Source organism: Streptomyces sp. NPDC001532, assembly GCF_040298625.1.
Lineage (GTDB): Bacteria > Actinomycetota > Actinomycetes > Streptomycetales > Streptomycetaceae > Streptomyces.
Map to the genome: position 1 here is coordinate 235453 of NZ_JBEPAL010000002.1, position 22953 is coordinate 258405.

A 22953-nucleotide genomic window follows, 5' to 3' on the forward strand; every position below is an offset into this window, starting at 1 on the left:
GGTGGAGGTCCTTGAAAGGGTCAGGGGGCGAGGGGCAGCAGGTGCGCGTGGTGCGTCTCGGCGGTGCAGCCGCGGGACGCCTTGGCCTCCTCGCTGCCCAGGCCGTAGTGGACGGCCTCGATGCCGAGCCGGGCGGCGGCCTCGACCGGGAAGTAGTAGACGGTCTCGAAGTACAGGGCCAGGTTGTGCCGCTGCTGGTAGTCGTAGTCGAAGCCGGTCTGGCGGGCGTACCAGTGGCCCCGGAAGTGCAGCAGGGTGGCGAAGCCGCGGATGCCGCCCTCCGCCTCGGCCAGCACCACCCGGGCGTCGCTGCCGTACTCGGCCAGCATCTCCCGCAGCACCTGCTCGGTCTGGGCGGCCGTCCAGGTCACGCCGTACTTGCCCATCAGCTGCTCCTCCAGCTCGCCGAGCCGGGGGATCAGTTCGGCGGACAGCGGGGCGAGGCGCAGTTCGACGCCCGCGGCGGCGATCCGGCGGCGCTCGGCGAGCACGCGGCGGCGGCGCTTGGCCGACGACAGGCGCTCCAGGTAGCCGTCGAAGCCGCGCGCGTCGACGGTCAGGGAGCTGTAGCGGCCCGCCTCGTGCACCAGGTAGCCGCGCTCGCGCAGCACCTGCCGCAGCACGGTGTCGCCGTCCTCCACGAACGGGAACGCCACGGAGCGGGCGCCCTGTTCGGCGGCCAGCTCCTCGGCCCGCGCGACCAGCGCCTCGACCTCGGCGCGGCCGGTGTCCGGGCGGCGCGGCACCCGGCTGCGGCCCATGTGCCGGCCGCCGCACACCAGGGTGGGCAGCAGGCTGTCCGCGGCCGGGCCGGGCAGCGCCGCCAGCACCTCGGCGGCGCCCTCCCGGCCGTCCGCGGCGGCGGCCTCCAGCATGGTGTCCGGCCGGCCCAGCACCCAGGGCGCGGTGTCGTCGGCCAGCGCGGTGGCCAGCCCGGCGACGGTCTCCCCGGCCCGGTCCAGGAGGAGGTAGCGCATGGGGCAGCCGGCGGTGCGCTCGGCGACCTCCAGCCAGCGGTCGCCGAGGAACAGGTCCTCGGGCCGCAGCAGGCCCGCCCACGCCTCGCGGGGCAGGTCCGCCGCGCGGGAGAACACGCGGAGGGTGGTCGGCTGGGTGCTCGTGCTGCTCATGGCTGAGATCCTTCCGGGGCCCGCGGCGGGGGGCCAGGGCGATCGGTGACCGGGTGGGGACACGTCCGCAACAGGCCGCGGGCGCGCTACGACGGGTGGGTGAAGGCGCATCCCGTGCGGACCCGTGGGTTGGCCCCGTAGTTGATGACCGTGCTGTGGCCGGCCGGGGCGGCGCGGACGTCCGTGCCCGCGTAGCCGTCCGGGGTGAAGAACACGCCCCACACGGCGTGCCAGTCACGCCGCTCACCGGTGTCCGGGTCGGCGACCGGCTCCGCGCACGGCACGACCCTGCGCTGGACGACGTAGTGCTGCCGCACGCTCTCGGCGAGCACCGCGCGCCACTCCCGGTCGTCGAGCTTCCAGCCGGCCACGATGCCCCGGCCGCCGAAGTCCCGCAGCGGCTTCAGGATCAGCTCGGCGCGCTCGGCCCGGCAGCGGTCGACGGTGTCCGGCGTCAGCAGGAACGTCTCCGGCAGCACCCGGTCGACGGTGGCCGCCTCCTCGGGGGTGAGGGCGTGCCGGAAGGCCGGGTCGGAGAGCAGCGCGAGGGCGCCCTTGTTGGAGAACAGGGAGCCGTTGATCGGCGACCAGAGGAACAGCCGGCCCTCCTCGTGCGCGCGGAACAGGATGTCGGCGCGGGCGGCGGTCGCGGAGTCCCAGCACACGTCGTCGACGTTGAAGAAGCGCAGGACCACGTCGATGTCCTGGCCGTCCAGGAGGACCCGGCCGCCGCGTTCGGTGATCTGGTCGAGTTCGCCGAGGCGGAAGTCCATGCCGAGGCGGGACATCATCTCGGTGAAGCCGCGCAGCAGATGGCCGTACTTGGCCAGGCCCTCGCGGCCGCAGACGACGGCGTGGCGGCGGGCGTCGGCGCGGGAGCGGGCGAGCAGGGTCGATCTGATCCGCTCGCCGGTGTGGACGTAGCCGAGGCCGTGCTCGTCGGCGAAGGCCCGGAACGCCGGCACCTCCAGCAGGGCGCGCTGCATCTCCGAGCGGTCGGTGCCGCCGAGGTTGCTGGCCATGTTGATCTCCAGCAGCCGGAAGCCGGTGCCGTCGTGGTAGGCGTCGGCGCGGCCGTAGCGGACCAGGGAGCCGACGTGGAAGCGGCGCAGGACGGCGGCGCGGGCCGGGTCGATGCCGACGAAGTCGCAGTAGCGGCCGAGGTCGCCGTCGAAGAGGCGGTCCGGGACGGACTCCAGGATGCCGATGAACGCGCTCAGGTCCTCGGCGAAGCCGTGCAGTTCGGACTCCGGCGCGAACAGCGGCCGGTCCAGCATCCGCGAGCCCCAGCAGTCCCGGAAGACGGGCGGGTAGGGGGCCGTGCGGACGGCGTCGCGCAGGGCGTCCGCGCGCAGGTAGGCGTCGGTGACGAGGTCGGTGCGGGCGGCGGGCGCGGCCGTGGCGGTCACAGCTGCACCGCCTTCGCCGCCGTCGCCCACGGCTCGGCCTCCAGATGGGTCAGGTCGGGGCTGGCGCCGAGCCGGGCCGCGGCGGCGGACACCAGCCGGTGGAACGGCAGCACGGTCACCAGCGGCCTGGCCAGCTCCGGTACGTCGGCGAAGGGCAGGTCGGCGTCCGGCGTGGAGTCGCTGACCAGCACCGGGGCGCCCAGGGCGCGCAGATAGCCGGCCAGGGCGTCGGTGCGGCCGCCGTCGGGGCCGGCCGGGCGGACGAGGTACGCGGTGGTGGTGGCGGCGAACACCGCGGGCGTGCCGTGCAGCGCGAACTCGGTGTGCAGGCCCTCCGTCCAGCGGTAAGTGCCCTCCTTGATCTTGAGGGCGGCCTCGTCGGCGGTGACGGCGTCCAGCCCGGTGCCGGCGATCAGCACCGGGTGCGGGGCCGACTCCACCAGCCGGTCCACCGCGGCCGGCGCGAGCTCCAGGCCGAGGGTGCGGCGCATCGCCTCGGGGGCCGCGCGCAGCGCCTCGTCCAGCTCCTTCGCCGCGTCGCCGAGCAGGGCGCCGACGAGCTTGCCGAGGACGGTGAGGGACGCCGTGTAGGAGACGCTGTGGGTACTGGCCCGCTCCTGACGGCTGGTGCGCAGCACCACGTCGGCGTCGGGTTCGACGGCGCCCTGGCCGGTGACGCAGACGGTGAGCGCGCCCGCCTCCCGGGCCTGCCGCAGCACCTCGTTGGGGTAGCGCTTGGTGCCCCGGTGGCTGACCACCACCACCTGGTCGCGGGCCGTCACGGACTCGCTGAGGGCGAGATCGTGGGCGTCCAGCGCGACCGGGCGCACCCGGCCGCCGCTCAGCCGCCGCACCCAGGTCGCGGCGATCCGGCAGGCGTGCAGCGAGGTGCCGATGCCCGCCAGGACGAGCGGCCGCTCGGGGTCGAGGCGGGGCAGTGCGGCCGGGTCGAGGTCCAGAAGTCCCTCGACGACGGCCGGCTGCTCGGCCACGTGCTGGTCGAACTCGGTGCTGCTCAACTCTGGTGCTCCATCCTGACGTCGCTGGTCCCCGGCATCCCGATCCTCCGTGCGGCCCAAACCCCCTGTCCACGCCCCCGGCTGACCGCATACGGCCCTGACCGCACACTGCCGCGCACCGGGACCGGCCCGCCCGCGGCCGAACAGCCGCCCGGCCCGGGGCCGGGCGGGGTCACGCGGCGGCCGGTGCCCGCTCGGTGGCCACGGCGGCGGCGAGCGACGCCGCGACCGTGTCGGCGTCGCGGGTGAAGTCGCTCCACTCGGCGCCCGCGCGGCCGCTGCCGACCTGGGTGAACCAGCGGGGGCCCTCCAGGGGGATGCCGGTGACGTGCAGGTCGGTGACGGGGCGGCCGTGGGTGTCGAGGGGGTGGAAGGGGGCGGCGGTGACGGCCACTCCGCCGGTGTCGAAGGTGCCGTTGGCGTAGCTGGTGAGCGTGCCGTGGGCGTAGAGGTCCCGGACGAGCGGGGAGGCGTCGCGGCGGACGTCGGGGGCCGGGACGCGGGCGTCGATCAGGCCGGCCAGCCGGAGCGGCGCCTCGTCGACCTGCGGTGACCAGGCGGTGAAGCGGCCGGCGTCCGGGTCGGTGCCGAACCGGGTGCCGGGGCCGGGGACGCGCAGGATCCCCGCCTCCAGCAGCGCCAGCACCTGGCGGAGGCGGAACACCGGCGGGCCGCTGGAGAGCTGCGCGCAGACCGGGGCGAACACGCCGAGGAAGTCCTTCTCGTGGGAGCGCGGGGTGAGGCCGGAGCCGTCCACGGCGGCCCGCAGCACCCCGCGCACCACCCGCAGCAGCTCCACCGCCGCCTTCACCGGGTCGTCGACGTTGCCGCGCACCGACCGTCGCAGGTCCTCCTCCAGGTGGGCGGCGAGCGCCCGCCGGTAGGCGTCCCGGCCGGGGAAGCGGGCGCCGGCGAAGGGCCGGGCCCAGGCGGTCAGGTCGACGGGGGCGGCGTCGGCGAGGCCGTGCCGCACGGCCTCCCGCGCGACCGCGAGGTCGGGTGCCGCGGGCTCGGCCAGGGCCGCCCGCACGGCCGCCTCGGTGAACCGCCCCGCGTCGCCGCGGCGGGCCCGCAGCGCGGTGGCGTGGTGGACGAGACCGAGTTCGGCCCGCAGCCACGGCATCAGGTCCCGGTCGAAGTCGATCCGGCCCCGCGCCCGCAGCGCGGTCACCCGGTCGAAGGTGAACAGGCGCGGCCGGTACACGTAGTCCGGCCGTTTCTGGTGCACTCCGCGGGCCGGCATGGGCACTCCGCTGCGCGACCCGGCGACCAGCACCGGTTCCGCGCCGCTGGGCCGGTAGCGCAGTCCGTCCCCCTCGGGCACGAACCGTCCGCCGCGCCCCTCGGTGAGCAGCGCCATCACGTCGTAGAAGGCCATGCCGAGCCCGATCACACCGACCGGCGCGCCCGCCGGGACGCCGTCCAGCGCCATGTCGGCGGCGGAGTCGGCGGGCACGTACGCCAGTCCGTGCGCGGCGGCGAAGGCGGAGTGCTCGCGGGCGGTGCGGTCGGGGCGGGGGCGGCTGTGGCCGGTGCTGAGCAGCACCCGGTCGGCGCCGATCCGCCCGCCGTCGGCGAGGTGCAGCGTCCAGCCGCCGCCGGGGGCCCGCCGCAGCCGGTCCACGCGGGCGCGGACGGTGTGCAGGGTGACGCCGGCCGGCAGCGCCTGCCGTACCGCGTCGAGGACGAACTCCAGGTAGCGGCCGTACAGGGCCCGCGGCGCGTACGCCTCGGGCCCGCCGACGCCCGGTTCCTCGGCGCTCCACCACTCGGCGAGGGTGGGCCCGGCGCCGGGGCGGGCGGGGCCGCCGTCCGCGGGGCCGGAGAACAGGGTGACGTCGCCCGCCGGGGTGTTCATCAGCAGCAGCGGCGACTGGTCGGGCCGCCAGATCCGGCCGGGGCCGGGGCGGTGGTCGTCGACGGCGTGGATCTCCACGGGGCGGTGTCCGGCGGGCCGTGCGGCGAGCCGGGCCGCGAGGCGTTCGAGGACGGCGAGGCCGCGCGGGCCGGTGCCGACGACGGCGATGCGGTAGGTCATGGCGTGTCTCATCCCAGCGTCTGCATGAACGGCGCGACCATGCGCGTGCCGTCGGTCGGCAGGTCCCGGCCGCGCACCAGCACCGTGCTGCGGTCCACCTCGGCCAGTCCTCGCTCCGCCGCCCAGGCGCGCAGCGCGGGGCCGGCGTCGAGCGCGCACTCCAGGCGGACCGGGAGCCCGGCGCCGGCGGCGAGGTCGGTGATCAGGACCCGCGCGGTGGGCGGGTCGGGGGCGACGACCGGGCCCACGGCGAGCCGGCCGGCGTTGTGCCAGGCGGCGGCGTAGGCGGTGACGTGGCCGTGCTCGGGGTGCCGGACGACCCTGATCCGCTCGGCGAACCGCGGCAGGGCCTTGAGGAGCCGGGCGCGGTCGAAGCCGAGGACGTCCGTGTCCAGGGCGTGCAGTTCGCCCTCGGCGCCCGGCGGCAGCGGCACGGTCACGACCTCGGCCGGCGTCGCGTCCGGGACGAACGCGCCGATGTGGTTGGCGACTTCGCGCACCTTCCGGAAGCCCAGCCGTTCGTACAGCGGCCGTCCGGCCGGGGTGGCGTACAGGAACACGCTGTCCAGCGGCTCCGCCGCGCGCAGCACCTGCTCCATCAGCCGGCGGCCGAGGCCGCGCCGCTCGTGCGCGGACGCCACCAGCATCATGCCGACGGCACCGACCCGGCCGTGCCGGGTGAGGACGACCGACGCGATCAGCGAGCCGTCGGCGGCGGTGACGCCCCAGCCCTCGCCGATGTCCAGCAGCAGCGCCCAGCGGCGCGGTTCGGCGGGCCAGCCGCGGTCGACGGCGAGGGCGACACAGTCCGGTATGTCGTTTGGTGTCAGGCGGCGGATCGGGTCACTCATGGGTCCCCTTTCGAGCTGGGTGACGGACCGCCCTCACCATGCCAGCCCGTTTTTCCGCGGCGCGGCGCCCGAGCTGTCCGCCAGGGGTCACGGCAGCATTTGGCCGCCCTGTTCGCCTTCTCCGCGGGCCGGTCGGCCGGTCATGCTCGTCGGGTGATTACGCGACGGTTCGACCGGGACCTGATGAACTGGTCCTACGAGATGCACATCCAGTCCCTGCTGAGCGGCGAAGACATTCCCGGACTTCCTTTCGGTTCGGTCTTCGGCAGTGTTCCGGCCCACAGCACCTCCAAGCGCCATTCCCACCAGGACGGGGAAATCTTCTTCGTGCTGGGCGGCGAGGCCGTGGTGGTGCTCGGCGAGGAGGAGCGCACGCTGAGAAAAGGCGACGCCGTCCATCTGACGCCGTTCACCTTCCACGAGATCCGGAACGCGTCCGACGAGCCCTTCGATCTGGTCTCCGTCTACTGGGACAACCCGCAGGCCGCCGCGCGGGCGCTGGAGGAGCTTCCGGCGCGCGGTCAGCTGCCGCGGGCGGCCCGTGTGTTCTGCCCGCCGCCCACCCCCAACGGCGGTCTGCACCTCGGTCATCTGGCCGGACCGTACGTCCGCGCGGACGTCTTCGCCCGCGCCCTGCGCTCGCTGGGCCGCCCGGCCCGCTATGTCACCGGCACCGACGACCACCAGTCGTACGTCGCCGCCGCCGCCCGCCTCACCGGCACCACGCCGTCCGCGGTCGCCGGCGAGCAGGGCGACCGGATCGTGCGCACCCTGCGGGCGGCGGGTGTCGAGCTGGACCGGACCACCCGCCCGGACACCGACCCGGGGCACGCCGAGCGGATGCGGGACTGGTTCGGCCGGCTCGCCGCCTCCCCGGCCGTCTCGGTGCGCACCGAGGCCACCGCCTACTGCGCCGACTGCGACCTCAGCCTCTTCCAGGCGTTCGCCCGCGGCACCTGCCCGAGCTGCCGGGAGAGCAGCGACGGTGAGATCTGCGAGGCCTGCGCCCGCCCCAACCAGGCGCGCGAGCTGCTCGACGCGCACTGCCGGATCTGCGGCGCCGCCGCCTCGGAGCGGGCGGAGACCGGCCTGTGGCTGGACCTGGCCGCCTTCACCGGCCGGCTGCGCGAGCGGCTGGCCCGCACCGCCCTCTCGCCCGATCTGCGGGACGTGGTGGAGCGGCTGCTGGACGAGCCGGGCGGCCTGTCGCCGTACCGCCTGACCCGCACCACCGACTGGGGTGTGCCGGTCGGTGACGACCCGGCGCAGCGGCTGGACCCGTGGGCGGACCTGGCGCTGACGTTCCTGGACGCCAGCCGCGCGGAGAGCGAGGAGCACGGCCTCGCGGACACCGCGCTCTTCCTCGGCCTGGACAACGGCTTCTACTACGCGGTGCTGCTGCCGGCGCTGGCGTTCGCCACCGGCACCGAGGCGTACCTGCCGACGTCGTACGTCACCAACCGCTTCCTCCAGCTGGACGGCGCCAAGTTCTCCACCAGCCGCGGCCACGCGGTGTGGGCGGACGACGCGCTCGCCGGCGCCGACCCGGACGCGGTGCGCCTCGCGCTGCTGCGGGCCGCGCCCGAGGGCCGGGAGACCAGCGTGGACCGGGCGACCGCGGAGGCCTGCGCCGACGACCCGCTGTACCGGGCGGCCCGCGGCTGGCTGGGCGGCTTCGCCGGCCTCGCCAAGCGGCACGGGCAGCAGGTGCCGGGCACCGGGGCGTGGACGGACGCGCAGCGCGAGTTCTACCGCTACCTCCAGTCGGTGACCGAGGAGCTGGACGGGCTGCTGCTGCCGGCCGCGTTCTCCGCGCGCGGCTACATCCGGCTGCTGGACGGGCTGGTGGAGCGCGCCGAGGAGTTCCGGGCCACCGAGGAGCCGCTGCGCGGCATCCGCTCGCAGGCCGAGGAGATCCGCACCAGCCTCGCCCTGGAGTACCTGGCGGCGAAGGTGTTCGCCGCGCTCGCCTGGCCGGTGCTGCCGGGCCTCGCCGAGGACGTGCAGAGCTGGCTGGGCCTGCCCGCCGTCCCGGTGCGCGAGGCGGCCTGGACCTTCCTGCCGTCCGGCACCACCCCCGAATTCCCCTCCCCCGCTTTCCGCGCCCGCACCGAGGATGAGATATGAGCAGCCCGATCAGCCACCTCCACGACGTCATCGGCATCGGTTTCGGCCCCGCGAATCTGGCGCTCGCCATCGCGCTGGAGGAGGAGGGCGCGGAGGTCGACGCGCTGTTCCTGGAATCCGCCGCGGCGCACACTCCGTGGCAGAGCGGAATGATGCTGCCGGGTTCCGACATCCAGAATCATCCGGTGCGGGATCTGGTGTCGCTGCGCAATCCGCGCAGCCGGTTCAGTTTCATCAACTTCCTTTTCGAGCACGGCCGCCTTCTCGACCATCTGAACCTGCCGTCGGAATTCCCGCTGCGCAAGGAATACGCCCAGTACATCGACTGGGTCGCCGGGCATTTCGCCGACCGGGTGGAATACGGCACGACGGTCACCGACGTCGCGGTGGTGCCCGGCGAGGACGGCCCGGTCTACCGGGTCACCGACGCGGGCGGACGGGAGCGGTTCGCGCGGACCCTGGTGGTCGGCACCGGCCGCGCCCCGTACGTGCCGGCCCCGTTCGACGCGCTGGACGACCCGCGCGTCTGCCATCTGACGCGCTTCCTGCCGACGCTGGCCGCCCTGCCCGAGGCGCCGCGGAACATCGCGATCGTCGGCGGCAGCCAGAGCGCGGTCGAGCTGACCCTGGACCTGTCGCACCGCTTCCCGGACGCCCGGATCACCGTGTGGTCGCGCTCGCACTCGCTGCGCGAGAAGGACACCAGCCCGTTCAGCGAGGAGGGCTACTTCCCGCGCTTCACCGAGTACTACTACCAGGCCTCCCGGCAGGCCAAGCGCACCCTCGACGCCTACATGCGCCCCACGAACTACTCGGCGGCCGACGGCGACGTGCTGCGCGAGCTCTACGTGAAGATGTACGAGCAGCGCCTGGACGGCGACCCCCGCATCCGCGTCCTCGGCAACCGGCACCTCACCGAGGCGCTGCCCGGCCCCGACGGGGTCCGCCTGGTGGCGCGCGAGACGGTGACCGGACAGACCGAGCAGGACACCGCCGACCTGGTGGTCCTCGCCACCGGCTTCCGCGACCTGGGCCCCGGCGAGCGGCAGGACCGCTTCCCGAGGGCGGTGGCCGGCCTCGCCGACCGGTTCGCCTACGACGCCGACGGCTATCTGCGCGTCTCCGCCGAGTACCTGGCCGAGCCGGCCGCCGCCGGCGCCACGCCGCCGCTCTTCCTCAACGGCCTGTGCGAGTCCTCGCACGGCATCGGCGACGCGGGCTCGTTCAGCCTGCTGTCGCTGCGCGCCGGGATCCTCACCGGCGCCCTGCGCAAGCTGCCCTCCGCGACCGTCACGGACACCCCGCTCCCGCTCGCGGCCTGAACCGACGTCACCCTCTAGGAGACACCCCATGCACCCGGACGTCGCGCCGGAATCGGAAGTACGCAGCTACAGCCGTGACTGGCCCACGCTGTTCACCCACGCCCGCGGCTCCCGCGTCCAGGACGCGCGCGGACGCTCGTACCTGGACTTCTTCGCCGGGGCGGGCACCCTCAACTACGGCCACAATCCGGCGCCGTTGAAGCGGGCCCTGCTGTCGTACCTGGAGGACGACGGCATCACCCACAGCCTGGACCTGTTCACCGCAGCCCGCACCGACTTCCTGCGCGCCCTCCAGCAGCACGTCCTCGCCCCGCGCGGCCTGGACTACCGGGTGCAGTTCCCCGGCCCGACCGGCACCAACACCGTCGAGGCCGCGCTGAAGCTGGCCCGCAAGGTCACCGGCCGGCAGACCGTGGTGGCGTTCACCGGCGCCTTCCACGGCATGTCGCTGGGTTCCCTCGCGGTCACCGGCAACGAGGCCAAGCGCGCCGGCGCCGGAGTGGGCCTGGGCCATGTCCACCGCATCCCGTACGACGGGTTCGCGGGCGGCGCGGTCGACGGTCCCGCGCTCCTGGACGCCATGCTGTCCAGCGGCAACAGCGGCCTGGACCGGCCGGCCGCGGTGATCGTGGAGACCGTCCAGGGCGAGGGCGGCGTCCATGTGGCGTCCGCCGAGTGGCTGCGCGAGCTGTCCCTGGTGTGCCGCCGGCACGACATGCTGCTGATCGTCGACGACGTCCAGATGGGCTGCGGGCGCACCGGCGGGTTCTTCAGCTTCGAGGCCTCCGGTGTGGTGCCGGACATCGTCTGCCTGTCCAAGGCGCTCAGCGGCTACGGCCTGCCCCTCGCCCTCACCCTGTTCCGTCCCGAGCTGGACGTGTGGGCGCCGGGCGAGCACAACGGCACGTTCCGCGGCCACAACCTGGCGTTCGTCACCGCGGCCGCGGCGCTGCGCGAGTTCTGGCAGGACCGCGCCCTGGAGCGGCGCACCCTGCTGCGCGCCGAGCAGGTCGGGGCCCGGCTGCGCGAGCTGCCCGGCGCCCGGGTGCGGGGGCGGGGCCTGGTGTGGGGCGTCGAGTTCGACGATCCGACGCTCGCCGGGCGGGTCAGCCAGGCGGCCTTCGAGCGGGGCCTGCTGGTGGAGACCTCCGGTGCCCGCGGCGAGGTGGTCAAGCTGCTGCCGCCGCTGACCGTGTCGGACGCGGAGCTGGAGGAGGGCCTGACGCTGCTGGAGGAGTCGGTGGCGGCGGTGACGTCCGCGTCCGCCCGGGTGCCGCTGGCCGCATGAGCGGCGCGGTCCGCCCCGGCCGCACCGGCACCGCCCGTGACCTTCCCGCCTGGCTCTGGCCACCGGAGCCGCCCGTCCCTCAGGAGCCCCCCGTCATGACCACCGCGCCCAGCACCCTGGCCGCCCCCTTCTCCGTCCCCGTCGAGGACGTGGACCTCGTCCCCGATTCCGGCGGCTTCCCCGGCGAAGTCCTCGAAGGCGACCCCCGGATGAGCACCGCCGTGCTGTGGGCCGCCGCCGACCGGGCCGTCGTACGCGGCGTCTGGGAGTGCGAGCCGGGCCGCTTCACCTGGAACTTCCCGCGCAACGAGACCCTCGTCGTGCTGCGCGGCCACGCCCGCGTGCGTGTCGAGGGCGGACCCGAGCTGGTCCTCTCCCCCGGTGCCGTCGCCGCCTTCCGGTCCGGCGACCGCACGGAGTGGGAGGTCACCGAGACCGTGCGCAAGGTGTTCGTCGTCGACTCGGCGCACTGACCGCCCCATCGACCCAGCGCCCCAGCGCCCCAGCGCCCCAGCACCCCACCGCCCCACCGATCCATCACTTCCCGTCCGTTCAGGAGCCCCTCATGCCCAGCACCACCCCGACCGCCGTGGTCACCGGCGCCGGCAGCGGTATCGGTGCCGCCACCGCGCGGCGACTGGCCGCCGAAGGCCACCGTGTGGTCCTCACCGGCCGTCGCGCCGACCGTCTGGAGACCGTCGCCAAGGAGATCGAGGCGGCCGGCGGCCAGGCCGCCGTGCACCCGCTCGACATCACCGACCGGGACGCCGTCCAGGCCTTCGCCGCGACCCTGGACCGGGTCGACGTCCTGGTGAACAACGCGGGCGGAGCCCTCGGCGCCGAGTCCGTCGCCGAGGCCGACCCGGCCGACTGGCGGCACATGTTCGAGGTGAACGTGCTCGGCACGCTGCACGTCACCCAGGCGCTGCTGCCCGCGCTGACCGCGGCCGAGGGCACGGTCGTGGTGCTCTCCTCCACCGCCGCCTTCACGGCCTACGAGGGCGGCGGCGGCTATGTCGCCGCCAAGCACGGCGCCCACGCGCTGGCCGGCACCCTGCGGCTGGAGCTGTGCGGGACGCCGGTGCGGGTGGTGGAGATCGCGCCGGGCATGGTCCGCACCGACGAGTTCGCGGTGAACCGCTTCCGCGGGGACCCGGAGAAGGCGGCCGCCGTCTACGCGGGCGTCACCGAGCCGCTGACCGCCGAGGACGTCGCCGACACGATCGGCTGGGCGGTGACCCGGCCCGCGCACGTCAACGTCGACCTCCTCGTGGTCCGCCCGCTCGCCCAGGCCGCCCAGCACAAGGTGCACCGCAGACCCTGAGGCCGCGGCCTCGCGGCCCCCTCCCGACCAGAAGGAACGACCATGGAAATCGGGCTGCTCTCCCTCGCGGCCTTCATCGCGGGATTCATCGACAGCATCGCCGGCGGCGGCGCGCTGATCCTCGTCCCCGCGGTGCTGTTCGCCGGCTATTCGCCGCAACTGGCCCTCGGCACCGAGAAGTACGTGAGCACGGTGGGCACGCTGGCCGCGCTGTGGAACTTCGCCCGCAGCAAGAAGGTGGTGTGGCGGCTGGTCGGCGCGGGCGTGGTGTTCGCGCTGGCCGGTGCCTTCGTCGGCGCCAAGGTGATCCTCGCCTTCGACGCCCAGACCATCGGGAAGATCGTCACCTTCCTGATCCCGTTCGGTCTGCTGCTGACGCTGCTGCCCAAGCGCAACCGCCGCGCCGAGACCATGACCGAGCTGCACGGCGCCACCCTGTGGCTGTGGACGCCCCTGCTCTGCTTCGGCATCGGCTTCTACGACGGCTTCTTCGGGCCCGGTACCGGATCGATGCTGATCCTCGGCTTCCATCTGGTGCTGCGGATGGGCCTGCTGGAGTCCTCGGCCACGTCGAAGGTGTTCAACCTGGCGTCCAACGTGGGCGCGCTGATCGCCTTCGTGATCTCCGGCCACATCCTGTGGCTGGTCGGCATCCCGATGCTGCTGATGAACATCGCCGGCAACTGGATCGGCAGCAAGGTCGCCGTGAAGGGCGGCGCGAAGATCGTCCGCGCGACGCTCGTCGCCTCGCTGTCGGTGCTGTTCGTCTCGCTGACCCTGCGCTACGTCGTCTGACGCCCGCCGGGCAGCCGTCGGACCGCCGTCCGACAACCGCCGGGCAGCCGTCCGGCGGAACGAATCACTAGGGGGAAACACCCGCATGTCTTCTGGCATGAGCATGACCGCCTTGCGGCCGGTCGTCGAACTGGAGCTCACCGACGCCGAGTCGGCCCGGGTCGGCGAACGGATCGCCGCCGCGCTGCCGCCGGACGGTCTGGACCCGGACCGCGAACCAGGCATCCTCGCCCGGATCGGCGCCGAGGCGCTGGCCTCCTCGGCACCCGGCGAGCTGATCGACGAGATCCGCCGCTTCCCGCGCTCCGGCGCCTCCGTCGTCGTCGTCCGCAACCTGCCCCGCCAGCCCTCCTGGCCCGCCTCACCCACCGCCGGCTGGTGCGCCGAACGGGAGCTGTCCGCGCTCAACGCCCTGCACATGGGCATCGTCCAGCTGATGGGCCTCGCGCCGTTCGCCGTCGAGTACGAGAACGCCGGCCATCTGATGCGCAACGTCGTGCCCAATCCCGCGGCGGCCGGCACCACCAGCTCGTGGGGTGCCGACACCGAGTTCTTCTGGCACACCGACAACCCGCACCTGGAGTTCGGCGAGCCCGGCACCGACCCGCGCCGCTACGTGCCGCGCTACCTGACCTTCACCGGCATCCGCAACGAGGAGGCCGTCCCCACCGACGTCATGCCGCTGCCCTACCTGGAACGCGTCCTCGACGCCGGCCTGCGGTCCGCGCTCGCCGAACCGCTCTACGACGTCACCGCCCCGGACTCCAACCGCTCCGGCGAGACCCTGGCCTCGGTGCCGCTGCTGGACGCGGCCGGCCGGGTCCGCTTCGACCGCGGCCACACCACCGCCGCCGGTGCCGCCGGAGTGGCCCCGCTGGCCCGCTTCACCGAACTCCTCGCCGACGCGCCCCACGAGAGCCTGGTGCTCGGCGCCGGGGACTTCCTCGCCTTCGACAACTACCGCACCCTGCACCGCAGGGTCGGCTTCACCCCCGCACCGCCCGGCCACGCCCGCTGGCTGCGCCGCCTCTACGCCGGCTGAGCCGCCGTCAGGCGGCACCGCGCCGAAGCCTCTTCGCACCGTCGTTTCCGTCACGACGGTGCGAAGAGGCCGTGGAGGCCCGGTGTACCGCCTTGTGATCGCCCTCTCGCCCGGCTGACGCATCCGCCATGAACAAGGCAAACTGACAGGGTTGCTCAGGATGTCTAGGGGGACGGCGATGGACGGGGTACCGCGAGTGCCGGCGCAGCGGCGTCCGGGCTCGATGGAACCGGCGGCGCTGCGCTTCGGCGTACTCGGGCCGGTGCGCGCCTGGCGCGGCGACGAACCGCTGAACACCGGCTCGCCCCAGCAACGCGCCCTGCTGGCCGCCCTGCTGCTGCGCGAGGGCCGCACGGCGACGGCCGCCGAGCTGATCGACGCGCTGTGGGGCGACGAACCGCCGTCGCAGGCGCTGGCCGCGGTCCGCACCTACGCCTCCCGGCTGCGCAAGGCGCTCGACGCCACCGTGCTGGTCAGCGAGTCCGGCGGCTACGCCATCCGCGGCCTCGGCGACGGCGCGCTGGACCTCGCCGCCGCCCAGGAACTCGCCGCGCAGGCGGACCGGGCGAAGGCCGCCGGGGACCTGTGCCACGCCCGGGAGGTGCTGAACCGGGCGCTCGCCCGGTGGGACGGCGAGACCCTGGCCGGGGTGCCCGGCCCGTACGCCGAGGCGCAGCGCGTCCGCCTGGAGGAGTGGCGCCTGCGACTCCTCGAGACCCGGCTCGACATGGACCTGGAACAGGGCTGCCACGCCGAGGCCGTCTCCGAACTGACCGCGCTCACCGCCGCGCACCCCCTGCGGGAGCGCCTGCGCGAGCTGCTGATGCTCGCGCTGTACCGCAGCGGCCGCCAGGCCGAGGCGCTGGCCGTGTACGCCGACACCCGCCGCCTGCTCGCCGACGAGCTGGGCGTCGACCCCCGCCCCGGTCTGCGCGAACTCCAGCAGCGCATCCTGCGCGCCGACCCCGGCCTCGCCGAGCCGTCGGCCCCGGCCGCCGAACCGGCCGTGGTCGCCGTCCGCCCGGCCCAGCTGCCCGCCACCGTCCCCGACTTCACCGGCCGCTCCTCCCTGGTGTCCGAGCTGAGCGAGGTACTGACCTCCGCCGAGGGCCGGGTGATGGCGGTGTCGGCGCTGGCGGGCATCGGCGGCGTCGGCAAGACCACCCTGGCGGTGCACGTCGCGCACCAGGCGCGGCAGGCGTTCCCGGACGGCCAGCTGTACGTGGACCTCCAGGGCGCGGGCCCGAGAGCGGCGGAGCCCGAGACGGTCCTCGGCTCGTTCCTGCGCGCCCTGGGCACCCCGGACCCGTCGATCCCGGACTCCCTGGAGGAGCGTTCGGCGCTGTACCGCTCGGTCCTCGACGGGCGCCGGGTGCTGGTGCTGCTGGACAACGCCAAGGACGCCGCGCAGATCCGCCCGCTGCTGCCCGGCACCGACGGCTGCGCCGCTCTGGTCACCTCCCGCGTCCGCATGGTCGGGCTGGCGGGAGCGCACCTGGTCGACCTGGACGTGATGTCGCCCGACGAGGCACTGGCCCTCTTCACCAGGATCGTCGGCGCGGAACGGGTGGCGTCCGAACGCGAGGCGGCCCTCGACGTCGTGGCGGCCTGCGGATTCCTGCCGCTGGCGATCCGTATCGCCGCCTCCCGGCTGGCGGCCCGCCGCACCTGGACGGTCTCGGTGCTGGCGGCGAAGCTCGCCGACGAACGCCGCAGACTGGACGAACTCCAGGCCGGCGACCTCGCCGTCAAGGCCACCTTCGAACTCGGCTACGGCCAGCTCGAACCCGCCCAGGCCCGCGCCTTCCGCCTGCTCGGCCTCGCCGACGGCCCCGACATCTCCCTCACCGCCGCCGCGGCGGTCCTGAACCTTCCCGCGGACGAGACCGAGGACCTCCTCGAATCCCTCGTCGACACCTCCCTCCTGGAGTCCGCGGCCCCCGGCCGCTACCGCTTCCACGACCTGGTCCGCCTCTACGCGCGTGCCTGCGCCGAACGCGACGAGGAACCCCCGAGCGAACGCGAGGCGGCCCTCTCCCGCCTCCTGGACTTCTACCTGGCCACGGCGGCGGGGGTGTACGCGATCGAACGGCCGGGCGACCGGCTGGTGGACCACCTCGCCGAGACCCACACCCTCGGGCTCACGTTCCCCGACCGCCACACGGCGCGGGACTGGCTCTACTCCGAGGCCGCACCCGTCCTGGCCTGTGTACGCCAGTCGACCGGCGGCGACTCGCTCCGGCGCGCCGTCGACCTGCTGTGGGCCGCGGTCGACCTCGCCGAGTCGGGGGCGAACCCGAAGGAGTACGAGGCCGTGGCCGAGGCCCTGCGCGACGCCGCGCGGGACGCGTCCGACGGCCGGTCCGAGGGCCGGGCGCTCCTCATCCTCGCCAACGCCCGGCACTGGTCGGGCCAGTTCGACCAGGCCGCCATGGAGGCCCGCCAGGCGCTCAGGCTCGCGGAGGCCGCCTCGGACCCGATGCCGTGCTGCTGGGCGGCGAACCTCCTCGGCGTCTTCGCCTTCTACCAGAGCCGGTACGACGAGGCCGAGGAACACCTGGAGCGAGCGGTCGCGGAGTTCCGTTCGTGCGGCGATCTGTCGGGCGCGGCGGCCGCCCTGTGCAACCTCTCCCGCCTGCACCTGGAGACCGGGCGCGCCGAGAGCGCCGTCCACCTCGCCCGGCAGGGCACCGAGACGTACGAAGGACTCGGCCATCTGCTGAAGGCGGCCAACGGTCACTACGCGCTCGGGATGGCCCTCAGCAAGAGCGGCCGGCCGGCCGACGCGACCGCACATCTGCGGCAGGCGCTCCCGGTCTTCCGGGCCAGTCGCCAGCGGCTGTGGGAGGGCATGACGCTCTTCCGTCTCGCCGAGGTGGACCTGCTGGCGCAGCGCCCCGCCCAGGCGGCGGCCAACGCCGAGATGGCGCTGGGCCCGCTCAAGGAGATCGGCGGCGAGTGGCGCCGGGGCAACGTCCTCACCGTCCTCGGCAAGGCGCTGACCGGGATCGGGCAGTCGGGCCGGGCCCGGGTCTGCTGGAGCGAGGCACTCGGCATCTACGAGCGGCTGAACTCCCCCGAGGCGGCGGAGGTACGGACGCTGCTGGCACCGGCCGACGTGGCCGGGTCCGCGCGGTGAGGCGTTCATCGTTCGTTTATCACGGCCCGCCACTCTCGTTGTTGCGGGGCCGTCGCGTCGGGGGGCAGGCGGACCGCTCGTGAGGTCGCCCCGCTCGCGATCTAGAGTGAGGCGGTTTCGAGAGGCCCGTCCGGTCACGCTCGGGGGAGTGACCGGACGGGCCCTCCACAGCTCGAAGGCACCACGTATCAAGGGAGACACCGCATGAGCGACGCCAGCAAGGACGAGCCGGTCATCAAGCCGCTCAACACCCACATCACCGACGCCCCGGCCGGCACCGAGGTCAAGCCGCTCAACACGCACATCACCGACGCCGACGCCGGCACGGGTGACAGCGGGGAGACCAAGCCGGACAACACCCACATCACGTCCGAGCCGAGCTAGTCAGCCGGTCGGCACCGGGGGAATCGGCCGCGGCGGCCCGGAGGGGAGACCGCCGCGGCCGAGGTGTGTCCGGGCGCGGACCGCGCCGCGCCCCGCCGGCTCAGACCTGCGGCTCCGCGTACTCGTCGACCGCGCAGTGCGTCGCCTCGCGGGCGCGGGACGTGTTGTTCATCCGGATGTCGGCGGTGAGCGTGTCCGCGCCGCGTACTTCGAGGTACCAGGTCTCCTGCTTGACCGCACCGCCGGAGCGGTTCTCGAAGGTGACGTCGACGGCGAACTGCGCGGTGCTCGCGTTGGGGTTGGTGATCTCGACCCGGGCGTACGGGGCCTTCCCGGTGACGCAGTCGACCAGTTTCACCGTGGCGTCCTCGAGTCCCGCGGCCTCGCCGCCGGTTCCGCTGCCGGAGGTCTCGTCGGGCGTGACGCCGGAGCCGTAGTCGTATCCGGAGCCGGAGTCGTAGTCGGAGTCGTAGTCCGTGTCGTAGTCGTCGTCCGAGTCGTAGTGGCCGCCGGTCGTGCCGCCGGAGCCGCTGGACGAGCTGGACGAGTTGGAGCCGCCGCCGCAGCCGCCGCCACCGGAGTGGCGGGCTCCGGTGAGCGCGACGGTGACGCCGAGGAGAACGGCGACGGCCCGGACATGGCGAAGCTTCATGGTGATCGGCCCCCGTGACGGATCAGTTTGCTGACATGCCCGCGACAGGCTAGCGCAGGGCTCGGGGCCCCTCTGGCGGCGTCCGTCCACCGGGCGTAGCGTGAGCCGCGAGCAGGGCGGACACCCGTGTGCGACCCCCGCTCACCCGAGCGACGGCCGCCGTCCGGAGACCCTTCCGTGCGCCGAGGCGACGGCCGTCCCGCAGCCGCCGGACGGCTCAGGCGGTGCGCGCGGTGCCCGTGCCCTTCTCCGCGTCCAGCGCGTAGACGCAGCGGTCCTTGCTGCACGCGTACACGATGCCGTCCTTCACCACCGGCGAGCCGGTGATCTCGCCGCCGGTCGCCAGCTTCCAGCGCAGCCGGCCGTCGTCGGCCTTCAGCGTGTACAGCAGGTGGTCGGTCGAACCGAAGTGGATCCGGCCCTCCGCGACGGCCGGCGCGCCCACGATGTCGCCGCCCGCCTGGAACCGCCACTTCGGGGTGCCGGTGACCGCGTCCAGCGTGTAGAGGCCGTTGCCGCTGCCCACGTGCACATGGCCCGCGGCGACCAGCACCGGCTCGACGGAGGCCCGGGACTCGGTGGCGATCCGCCAGCGGTCGCGGCCGTCGGTGGCGTCGAGGGCGTAGACCGTGCCGAGATAGTCGGCGAGGTAGACACCGCCGCCGGTGACCGCGGGGCCGGGGGCGAAGGTGGGCGGCGAGAGGAAGACCGCCGGCGCCTCGAAGTGCCAGCGGACACGGCCGCTCGCCACGTCCACGGCCAGCACCCGGGTACCGGCGGAGATGTACACGTAACCGTCGGGCGCGGGCGCGATCCGGACCGGGACGCCGCCGCAGGAGGCCGCGTCGCCGATCGGGTACGACCAGCGCTCGTCGCCGGTGCGCGCGTCGAGGGCGCGCAGCCGGGCGTCCTGCCAGAGGTACACCGTGCCGTCGTGCAGCGCCGGGCCCGCCTCCGGGGACTCGAAGTCGGTCTGGCAACCGGTGATCTCCCACAGCTTGCGGCCGTTGGCGGCCTCCCAGGCCTGGACGCCGCCGCCTCGGGTGCCGGTGACGACCGTGCCCCGCTCGGCCTTGAGGGAGTACACCCAGGCGTCCGTGGACAGCCGCCACAGGTCACCGCCCTCGCGGGCGTCCAGGGCGAACAGGGTCGGGCCGTCGGAGGCGTGGATACGGCCGTCCGCGACCGCCATCGACCAGGCGACGTCGCGGGTCTTGAAGCGGCGGCGGCCGGTGCCGACGTCCAGCGCGTGCACCTCGAAGGAGGTGACGTAGACGAGGTCGTCGGCGACCGCCGGGGTGCCCCAGACGTCGTTGGACATCCGGAACCGCCAGGGCCGCCAGCCGGCCGCGGACGGCTCCGGCGGGACGGTGGGCGCGGTGGGCGCCGCGGGCGCGGTCACCGCGGCGTCGGCGCCGTTGACGCCGGGGCGCGGCTTGGACCAGGACGCGACGAGGCCGGCCTCCGGCGGGGGCGCCTTGACGGCGGCGGCGCGGGCGTCGGCGACGCGGGGGCCGGGGCCGATGGGCACGGCGGCGCCGGCCAGCCGGACGGGCCCGCTGTCGGGGGAGCCGACCGGTACCGGGGGCACACCGACCGGTGCCGGGACGACGGGGTCGTGGGAGGGCGGCGGCGGTACGGCGGAGCCGCCGCGTCCGGCGTTGCGGCCCGCCGCGTGCCCGCCGGCGGCGGGCTTGGCGGCGGTGCGGCCGCCGCGGCGGGTCTCGATGAGGCCGACCGCCTTCTCGGGCAGCCACGCCGAGGCGGTGCCGCTGTCGTCGGAGCCGGAGCCGAAGAGGTGGGGCGCGAGCTGGGCCTGGAGGTCGGCGGGGGTGGGGCGGGCCGCCGGGTCCATCTGCATGCAGGACTCGATCAGCGGGCGCAGTTCGTCGGGCAGGCCGTCGAGGTCCGGGCCCTCGCGCAGCAGCATGAAGACGGTCTCGACCGGGTTGGCGCCGTGGAAGGGCGGGTGGCCGGTGGCGGCGAAGACGAGGGTGGAGCCGAGCGAGAAGACATCGCTGGCGCCGGTGACGCTGCGGGAGTCCTTGGCCTGCTCGGGGGACATGTAGGCGGGGGTGCCGACGGCGACGTTGGTCATCGTCAAACGGGTGTTCGAAACTCCGGAGGCGATACCGAAGTCGATCACCCGCGGGCCGTCCTCGACCACCAGCACGTTCGACGGCTTGAGGTCACGGTGGACCAGCCCCGCGCCGTGGATGGACTGAAGCGCCTCCGCGACACCCGCCGCCAGCCAGCGCACCGCCTGCGCCGGCATCGGACCGCAGTCGTTCACTATCTCTTCGAGGGAGGGCGCGGGCACGTAGGCGGTGGCCAGCCACGGCACCGCGGCGCGCGGATCGGCGTCCACGACGGCCGCCGTGTAGAAGCCGGAGACCGCGCGGGCCGCCTCCACCTCGCGGGTGAAGCGGACCCGGAAGAGCTGGTCCTCGGCCAGCTCCGTGCGGACCGTCTTGATCGCCACACGTCTGCCGGACGCCGAGCGCGCCAGATAGACCAGCCCCATGCCGCCGGCCCCCAGCCGTCCCAGCACCTCGAACGGCCCGATCCGCCGCGGATCGTGCTGCGTCAGCTGATCCACCACTTGCCTGCCACCTCCCCGTACGAGCCGCGTCACCCACATATGTACGCGACCCCGTGCAGCGTCTCACCACCGCACCGCCATGGCGGCACGCACCCCGATTCTTCCTGGCCGGGGCGCAGGTTGCGAACCCGGTGACAAAGGGGGTGTCTCAGTCCATACAGGGCGAAAAGGCGCGTCGGACGGCCGCCGCGGGCGCCGCTCAGCGCTCCAGGACCGCGAACGACGCGCCCTGATCGTCGGTGACGACCCCCACCGTCCCGTACGACGTCTCGAACGGACCGGACTGCACCCGGCCGCCGAGCCGGGTCACCTCCGCCAGCGCGGCCGCGCAGTCCGCCACCCGGAAGTGGACCACGAAGTGCGGCGGCATCTCGGCGGGGAAGACGGCGGTGAGCGGGGCGCGGCCGAAGTCGGGCTCGGCGTCCGGGCCGAACAGGGCGTCGTGGAAGAGGCCGCCGTAGAAGGCGTTGGCGGCGGCGGTGTCCCGGGCGTACAGCTCGGCCCAGACGAAGGTGCCGGGCGCGTGGCGGCGGCCGAAGCCGAGGTGGCTGCCCGGCTGCCACAGTCCGAAGACGGCACCTTCGGGGTCGGTGGCGAGCGCGGCGACACCCAGCTCGCCGACCGGCAGCGGGGCGGTCACCACCTGGCCGCCGGCCGCCAGGATGCGCCGGGACAGGGCCTCGGCGTCCGGTGTCGCGAAGTACACCGTCCAGACGGTGGGCAGCCGGCCGTCCGACTTCTGCGCGAGGGCGGCGACGGGCCGGCCCTCCGAGCGCGCCCAGACGCCGCCGCCGAAGGACTCGGTGAAGGACCACCCGAAGAGCTCACCGTAGAACCGCTTGCCCGCCTCGACGTCGGCCAGCTGGGCGTCCACCCAGCACGGAACGCCCTCCGTGTATCCCTCTTGGTGAGCAGATGCCCTGTTTTCGGCCATGCAGCAAAAGTAACGGCGCCGCGCGCACCCCGCCCACCAGGCACACCATCGTCCGCACCGGCCCGCACCCCATTTGCAGTCGGCCGAATCGCGCTCCCATCACCCCTCGGTAAGCTGACGACATGACAGGACAAGTGCGTACCGTTGACGGCCGCGTGGCCGGTCGACGCGGGCAGGCGACGCGGCAGAAGCTGCTGGACTGCCTCAGCGAGATGCTCAGCTCCTCTCCCTACCGGGACGTCAAGGTCATCGATGTCGCCCGGAAGGCGGGCACTTCGCCCGCGACCTTCTACCAGTACTTTCCGGACGTCGAGGGCGCCGTCCTGGAGATCGCCGAGCAAATGGCCGCCGAGGGCGCCGGTTTGACCGAGGTGGTCGAAGGGCGCAGCTGGGTCGGCAAGGCGGGCTGGCAGACCGCGCAGGAACTCGTGGACGGCTTCCTGGAGTTCTGGCGGAAGAACGACGCGATCCTGCGCGTGATCGATCTCGGCGCGGCCGAGGGCGACAAGCGCTTCGCCAAGCTCCGCGTGAAGATCCTGAACTCGGTGAACAACTCCCTCGCGGACGCCGTCGCCGAACTCCAGTCCAAGGGCAAGGTCGACAAGGACGTCAACCCCGCCGCGATCGCCGGGGCGCTCGTCGCCATGCTCGCCGCGGTGGCCTCGCACCAGAAGGGCTTCTCGACCTCGGGCGTCAAGGCGGCCGAACTCAAGCCGAACCTGGCACTGTTGGTGCACCTGGGCGTCACCGGCAAGAAGCCGACGAAGTAGCCCGCGAGGCGCCCCACGGCCACCCCTCTCGTCTCCACCTGTCTCCGCGCCCGCGTCCTGTCTGGCAGGCGGCGGTTCGCCGGTCACCCGGCCGGACCGCCGCCTGTGGCGCGTTCCGGCCCGACGT

The 22953-nt window shown here is 74.2% G+C and carries 18 protein-coding genes; 10 read left to right on the forward strand and 8 right to left on the reverse strand.

From position 1 onward, the window contains the following. Nucleotides 1-20 precede the first annotated feature (20 nt). The 5 genes from ABT232_RS03720 to ABT232_RS03740 all read right to left on the reverse strand — a co-directional run bounded on the left by ABT232_RS03720 (nucleotide 21) and on the right by ABT232_RS03740 (nucleotide 6447). Nucleotides 21-1130, reverse strand: a complete 1110-nt coding sequence (locus ABT232_RS03720; RefSeq protein ID WP_351835332.1) for a GNAT family N-acetyltransferase — start codon at nucleotides 1128-1130, stop codon at nucleotides 21-23. An 86-nt stretch (nucleotides 1131-1216) separates the two neighbouring features. Further along, on the reverse strand, nucleotides 1217-2539 hold the full coding sequence (locus tag ABT232_RS03725) for a hypothetical protein (protein ID WP_351835334.1): 1323 nt from the start codon (nucleotides 2537-2539) through the stop codon (nucleotides 1217-1219). Then, entirely contained in the window at nucleotides 2536-3558 is a 1023-nt protein-coding gene (locus ABT232_RS03730) for an SIS domain-containing protein (RefSeq protein ID WP_351835337.1), read from the reverse strand. Before ABT232_RS03730 ends, ABT232_RS03725 begins: the two co-directional genes overlap by 4 nt. A 172-nt stretch (nucleotides 3559-3730) precedes the next feature. Next, on the reverse strand, nucleotides 3731-5596 hold the full coding sequence (locus ABT232_RS03735) for an FAD/NAD(P)-binding protein (RefSeq protein ID WP_351835340.1): 1866 nt from the start codon (nucleotides 5594-5596) through the stop codon (nucleotides 3731-3733). 8 nt (nucleotides 5597-5604) lie between these two features. Continuing rightward, nucleotides 5605-6447, reverse strand: a complete 843-nt coding sequence (locus ABT232_RS03740; protein ID WP_351835343.1) for a GNAT family N-acetyltransferase — start codon at nucleotides 6445-6447, stop codon at nucleotides 5605-5607. Nucleotides 6448-6600: 153 nt separating this feature from the next. Here ABT232_RS03740 and ABT232_RS03745 point away from each other — a divergent pair, with 153 nt between their 5' ends. From ABT232_RS03745 to ABT232_RS03785, 9 genes are all read left to right on the forward strand, one after another. Next, a complete protein-coding gene (locus ABT232_RS03745) occupies nucleotides 6601-8574 on the forward strand; it encodes a class I tRNA ligase family protein (RefSeq protein WP_351835345.1) in 1974 nt (657 codons plus the stop codon). Next, nucleotides 8571-9896, forward strand: a complete 1326-nt coding sequence (locus tag ABT232_RS03750) for a lysine N(6)-hydroxylase/L-ornithine N(5)-oxygenase family protein (RefSeq protein ID WP_351835348.1) — start codon at nucleotides 8571-8573, stop codon at nucleotides 9894-9896. Before ABT232_RS03745 ends, ABT232_RS03750 begins: the two co-directional genes overlap by 4 nt. A 28-nt stretch (nucleotides 9897-9924) precedes the next feature. Next, on the forward strand, nucleotides 9925-11184 hold the full coding sequence (ectB, locus tag ABT232_RS03755; protein WP_351835351.1) for a diaminobutyrate--2-oxoglutarate transaminase: 1260 nt from the start codon (nucleotides 9925-9927) through the stop codon (nucleotides 11182-11184). 95 nt (nucleotides 11185-11279) lie between these two features. Beyond that, nucleotides 11280-11657, forward strand: coding sequence for a cupin domain-containing protein (locus tag ABT232_RS03760; protein WP_351835354.1), 378 nt, complete (start codon nucleotides 11280-11282; stop codon nucleotides 11655-11657). Nucleotides 11658-11749: 92 nt separating this feature from the next. After that, nucleotides 11750-12508, forward strand: coding sequence for an SDR family NAD(P)-dependent oxidoreductase (locus ABT232_RS03765; protein WP_351835356.1), 759 nt, complete (start codon nucleotides 11750-11752; stop codon nucleotides 12506-12508). 42 nt (nucleotides 12509-12550) lie between these two features. Next, nucleotides 12551-13303, forward strand: coding sequence for a sulfite exporter TauE/SafE family protein (locus ABT232_RS03770; RefSeq protein ID WP_351835359.1), 753 nt, complete (start codon nucleotides 12551-12553; stop codon nucleotides 13301-13303). An 85-nt stretch (nucleotides 13304-13388) separates the two neighbouring features. Continuing rightward, nucleotides 13389-14345, forward strand: coding sequence for a Fe(II)-2OG oxygenase family protein (locus tag ABT232_RS03775; RefSeq protein WP_351835360.1), 957 nt, complete (start codon nucleotides 13389-13391; stop codon nucleotides 14343-14345). A gap of 178 nt (nucleotides 14346-14523) precedes the next feature. Then, complete coding sequence (gene afsR, locus ABT232_RS03780; RefSeq protein WP_351835362.1) at nucleotides 14524-17484, forward strand: SARP-family global regulator AfsR; 2961 nt, start codon at nucleotides 14524-14526, stop codon at nucleotides 17482-17484. 204 nt (nucleotides 17485-17688) lie between these two features. After that, nucleotides 17689-17868 carry a hypothetical protein gene (locus tag ABT232_RS03785; protein ID WP_351835365.1) on the forward strand — a complete coding sequence of 60 codons (180 nt, stop codon included), beginning with the start codon at nucleotides 17689-17691 and terminating at the stop codon, nucleotides 17866-17868. A 100-nt stretch (nucleotides 17869-17968) separates the two neighbouring features. Here ABT232_RS03785 and ABT232_RS03790 read toward each other — a convergent pair whose 3' ends face one another. The 3 genes from ABT232_RS03790 to kbpA all read right to left on the reverse strand — a co-directional run bounded on the left by ABT232_RS03790 (nucleotide 17969) and on the right by kbpA (nucleotide 22056). Continuing rightward, nucleotides 17969-18520, reverse strand: a complete 552-nt coding sequence (locus tag ABT232_RS03790; protein ID WP_351835367.1) for a hypothetical protein — start codon at nucleotides 18518-18520, stop codon at nucleotides 17969-17971. A 217-nt stretch (nucleotides 18521-18737) separates the two neighbouring features. Continuing rightward, a complete protein-coding gene (afsK, locus tag ABT232_RS03795; RefSeq protein ID WP_351835370.1) occupies nucleotides 18738-21122 on the reverse strand; it encodes a protein serine/threonine kinase AfsK in 2385 nt (794 codons plus the stop codon). A gap of 199 nt (nucleotides 21123-21321) precedes the next feature. Further along, entirely contained in the window at nucleotides 21322-22056 is a 735-nt protein-coding gene (gene kbpA, locus ABT232_RS03800) for an AfsK-binding protein KbpA (RefSeq protein WP_351835373.1), read from the reverse strand. Between the two features lie 134 nt (nucleotides 22057-22190). Between kbpA and ABT232_RS03805 the strand changes: the two genes are divergently transcribed. Continuing rightward, a complete protein-coding gene (locus tag ABT232_RS03805) occupies nucleotides 22191-22826 on the forward strand; it encodes a TetR family transcriptional regulator (RefSeq protein ID WP_351835659.1) in 636 nt (211 codons plus the stop codon). Nucleotides 22827-22953: the final 127 nt, after the last annotated feature.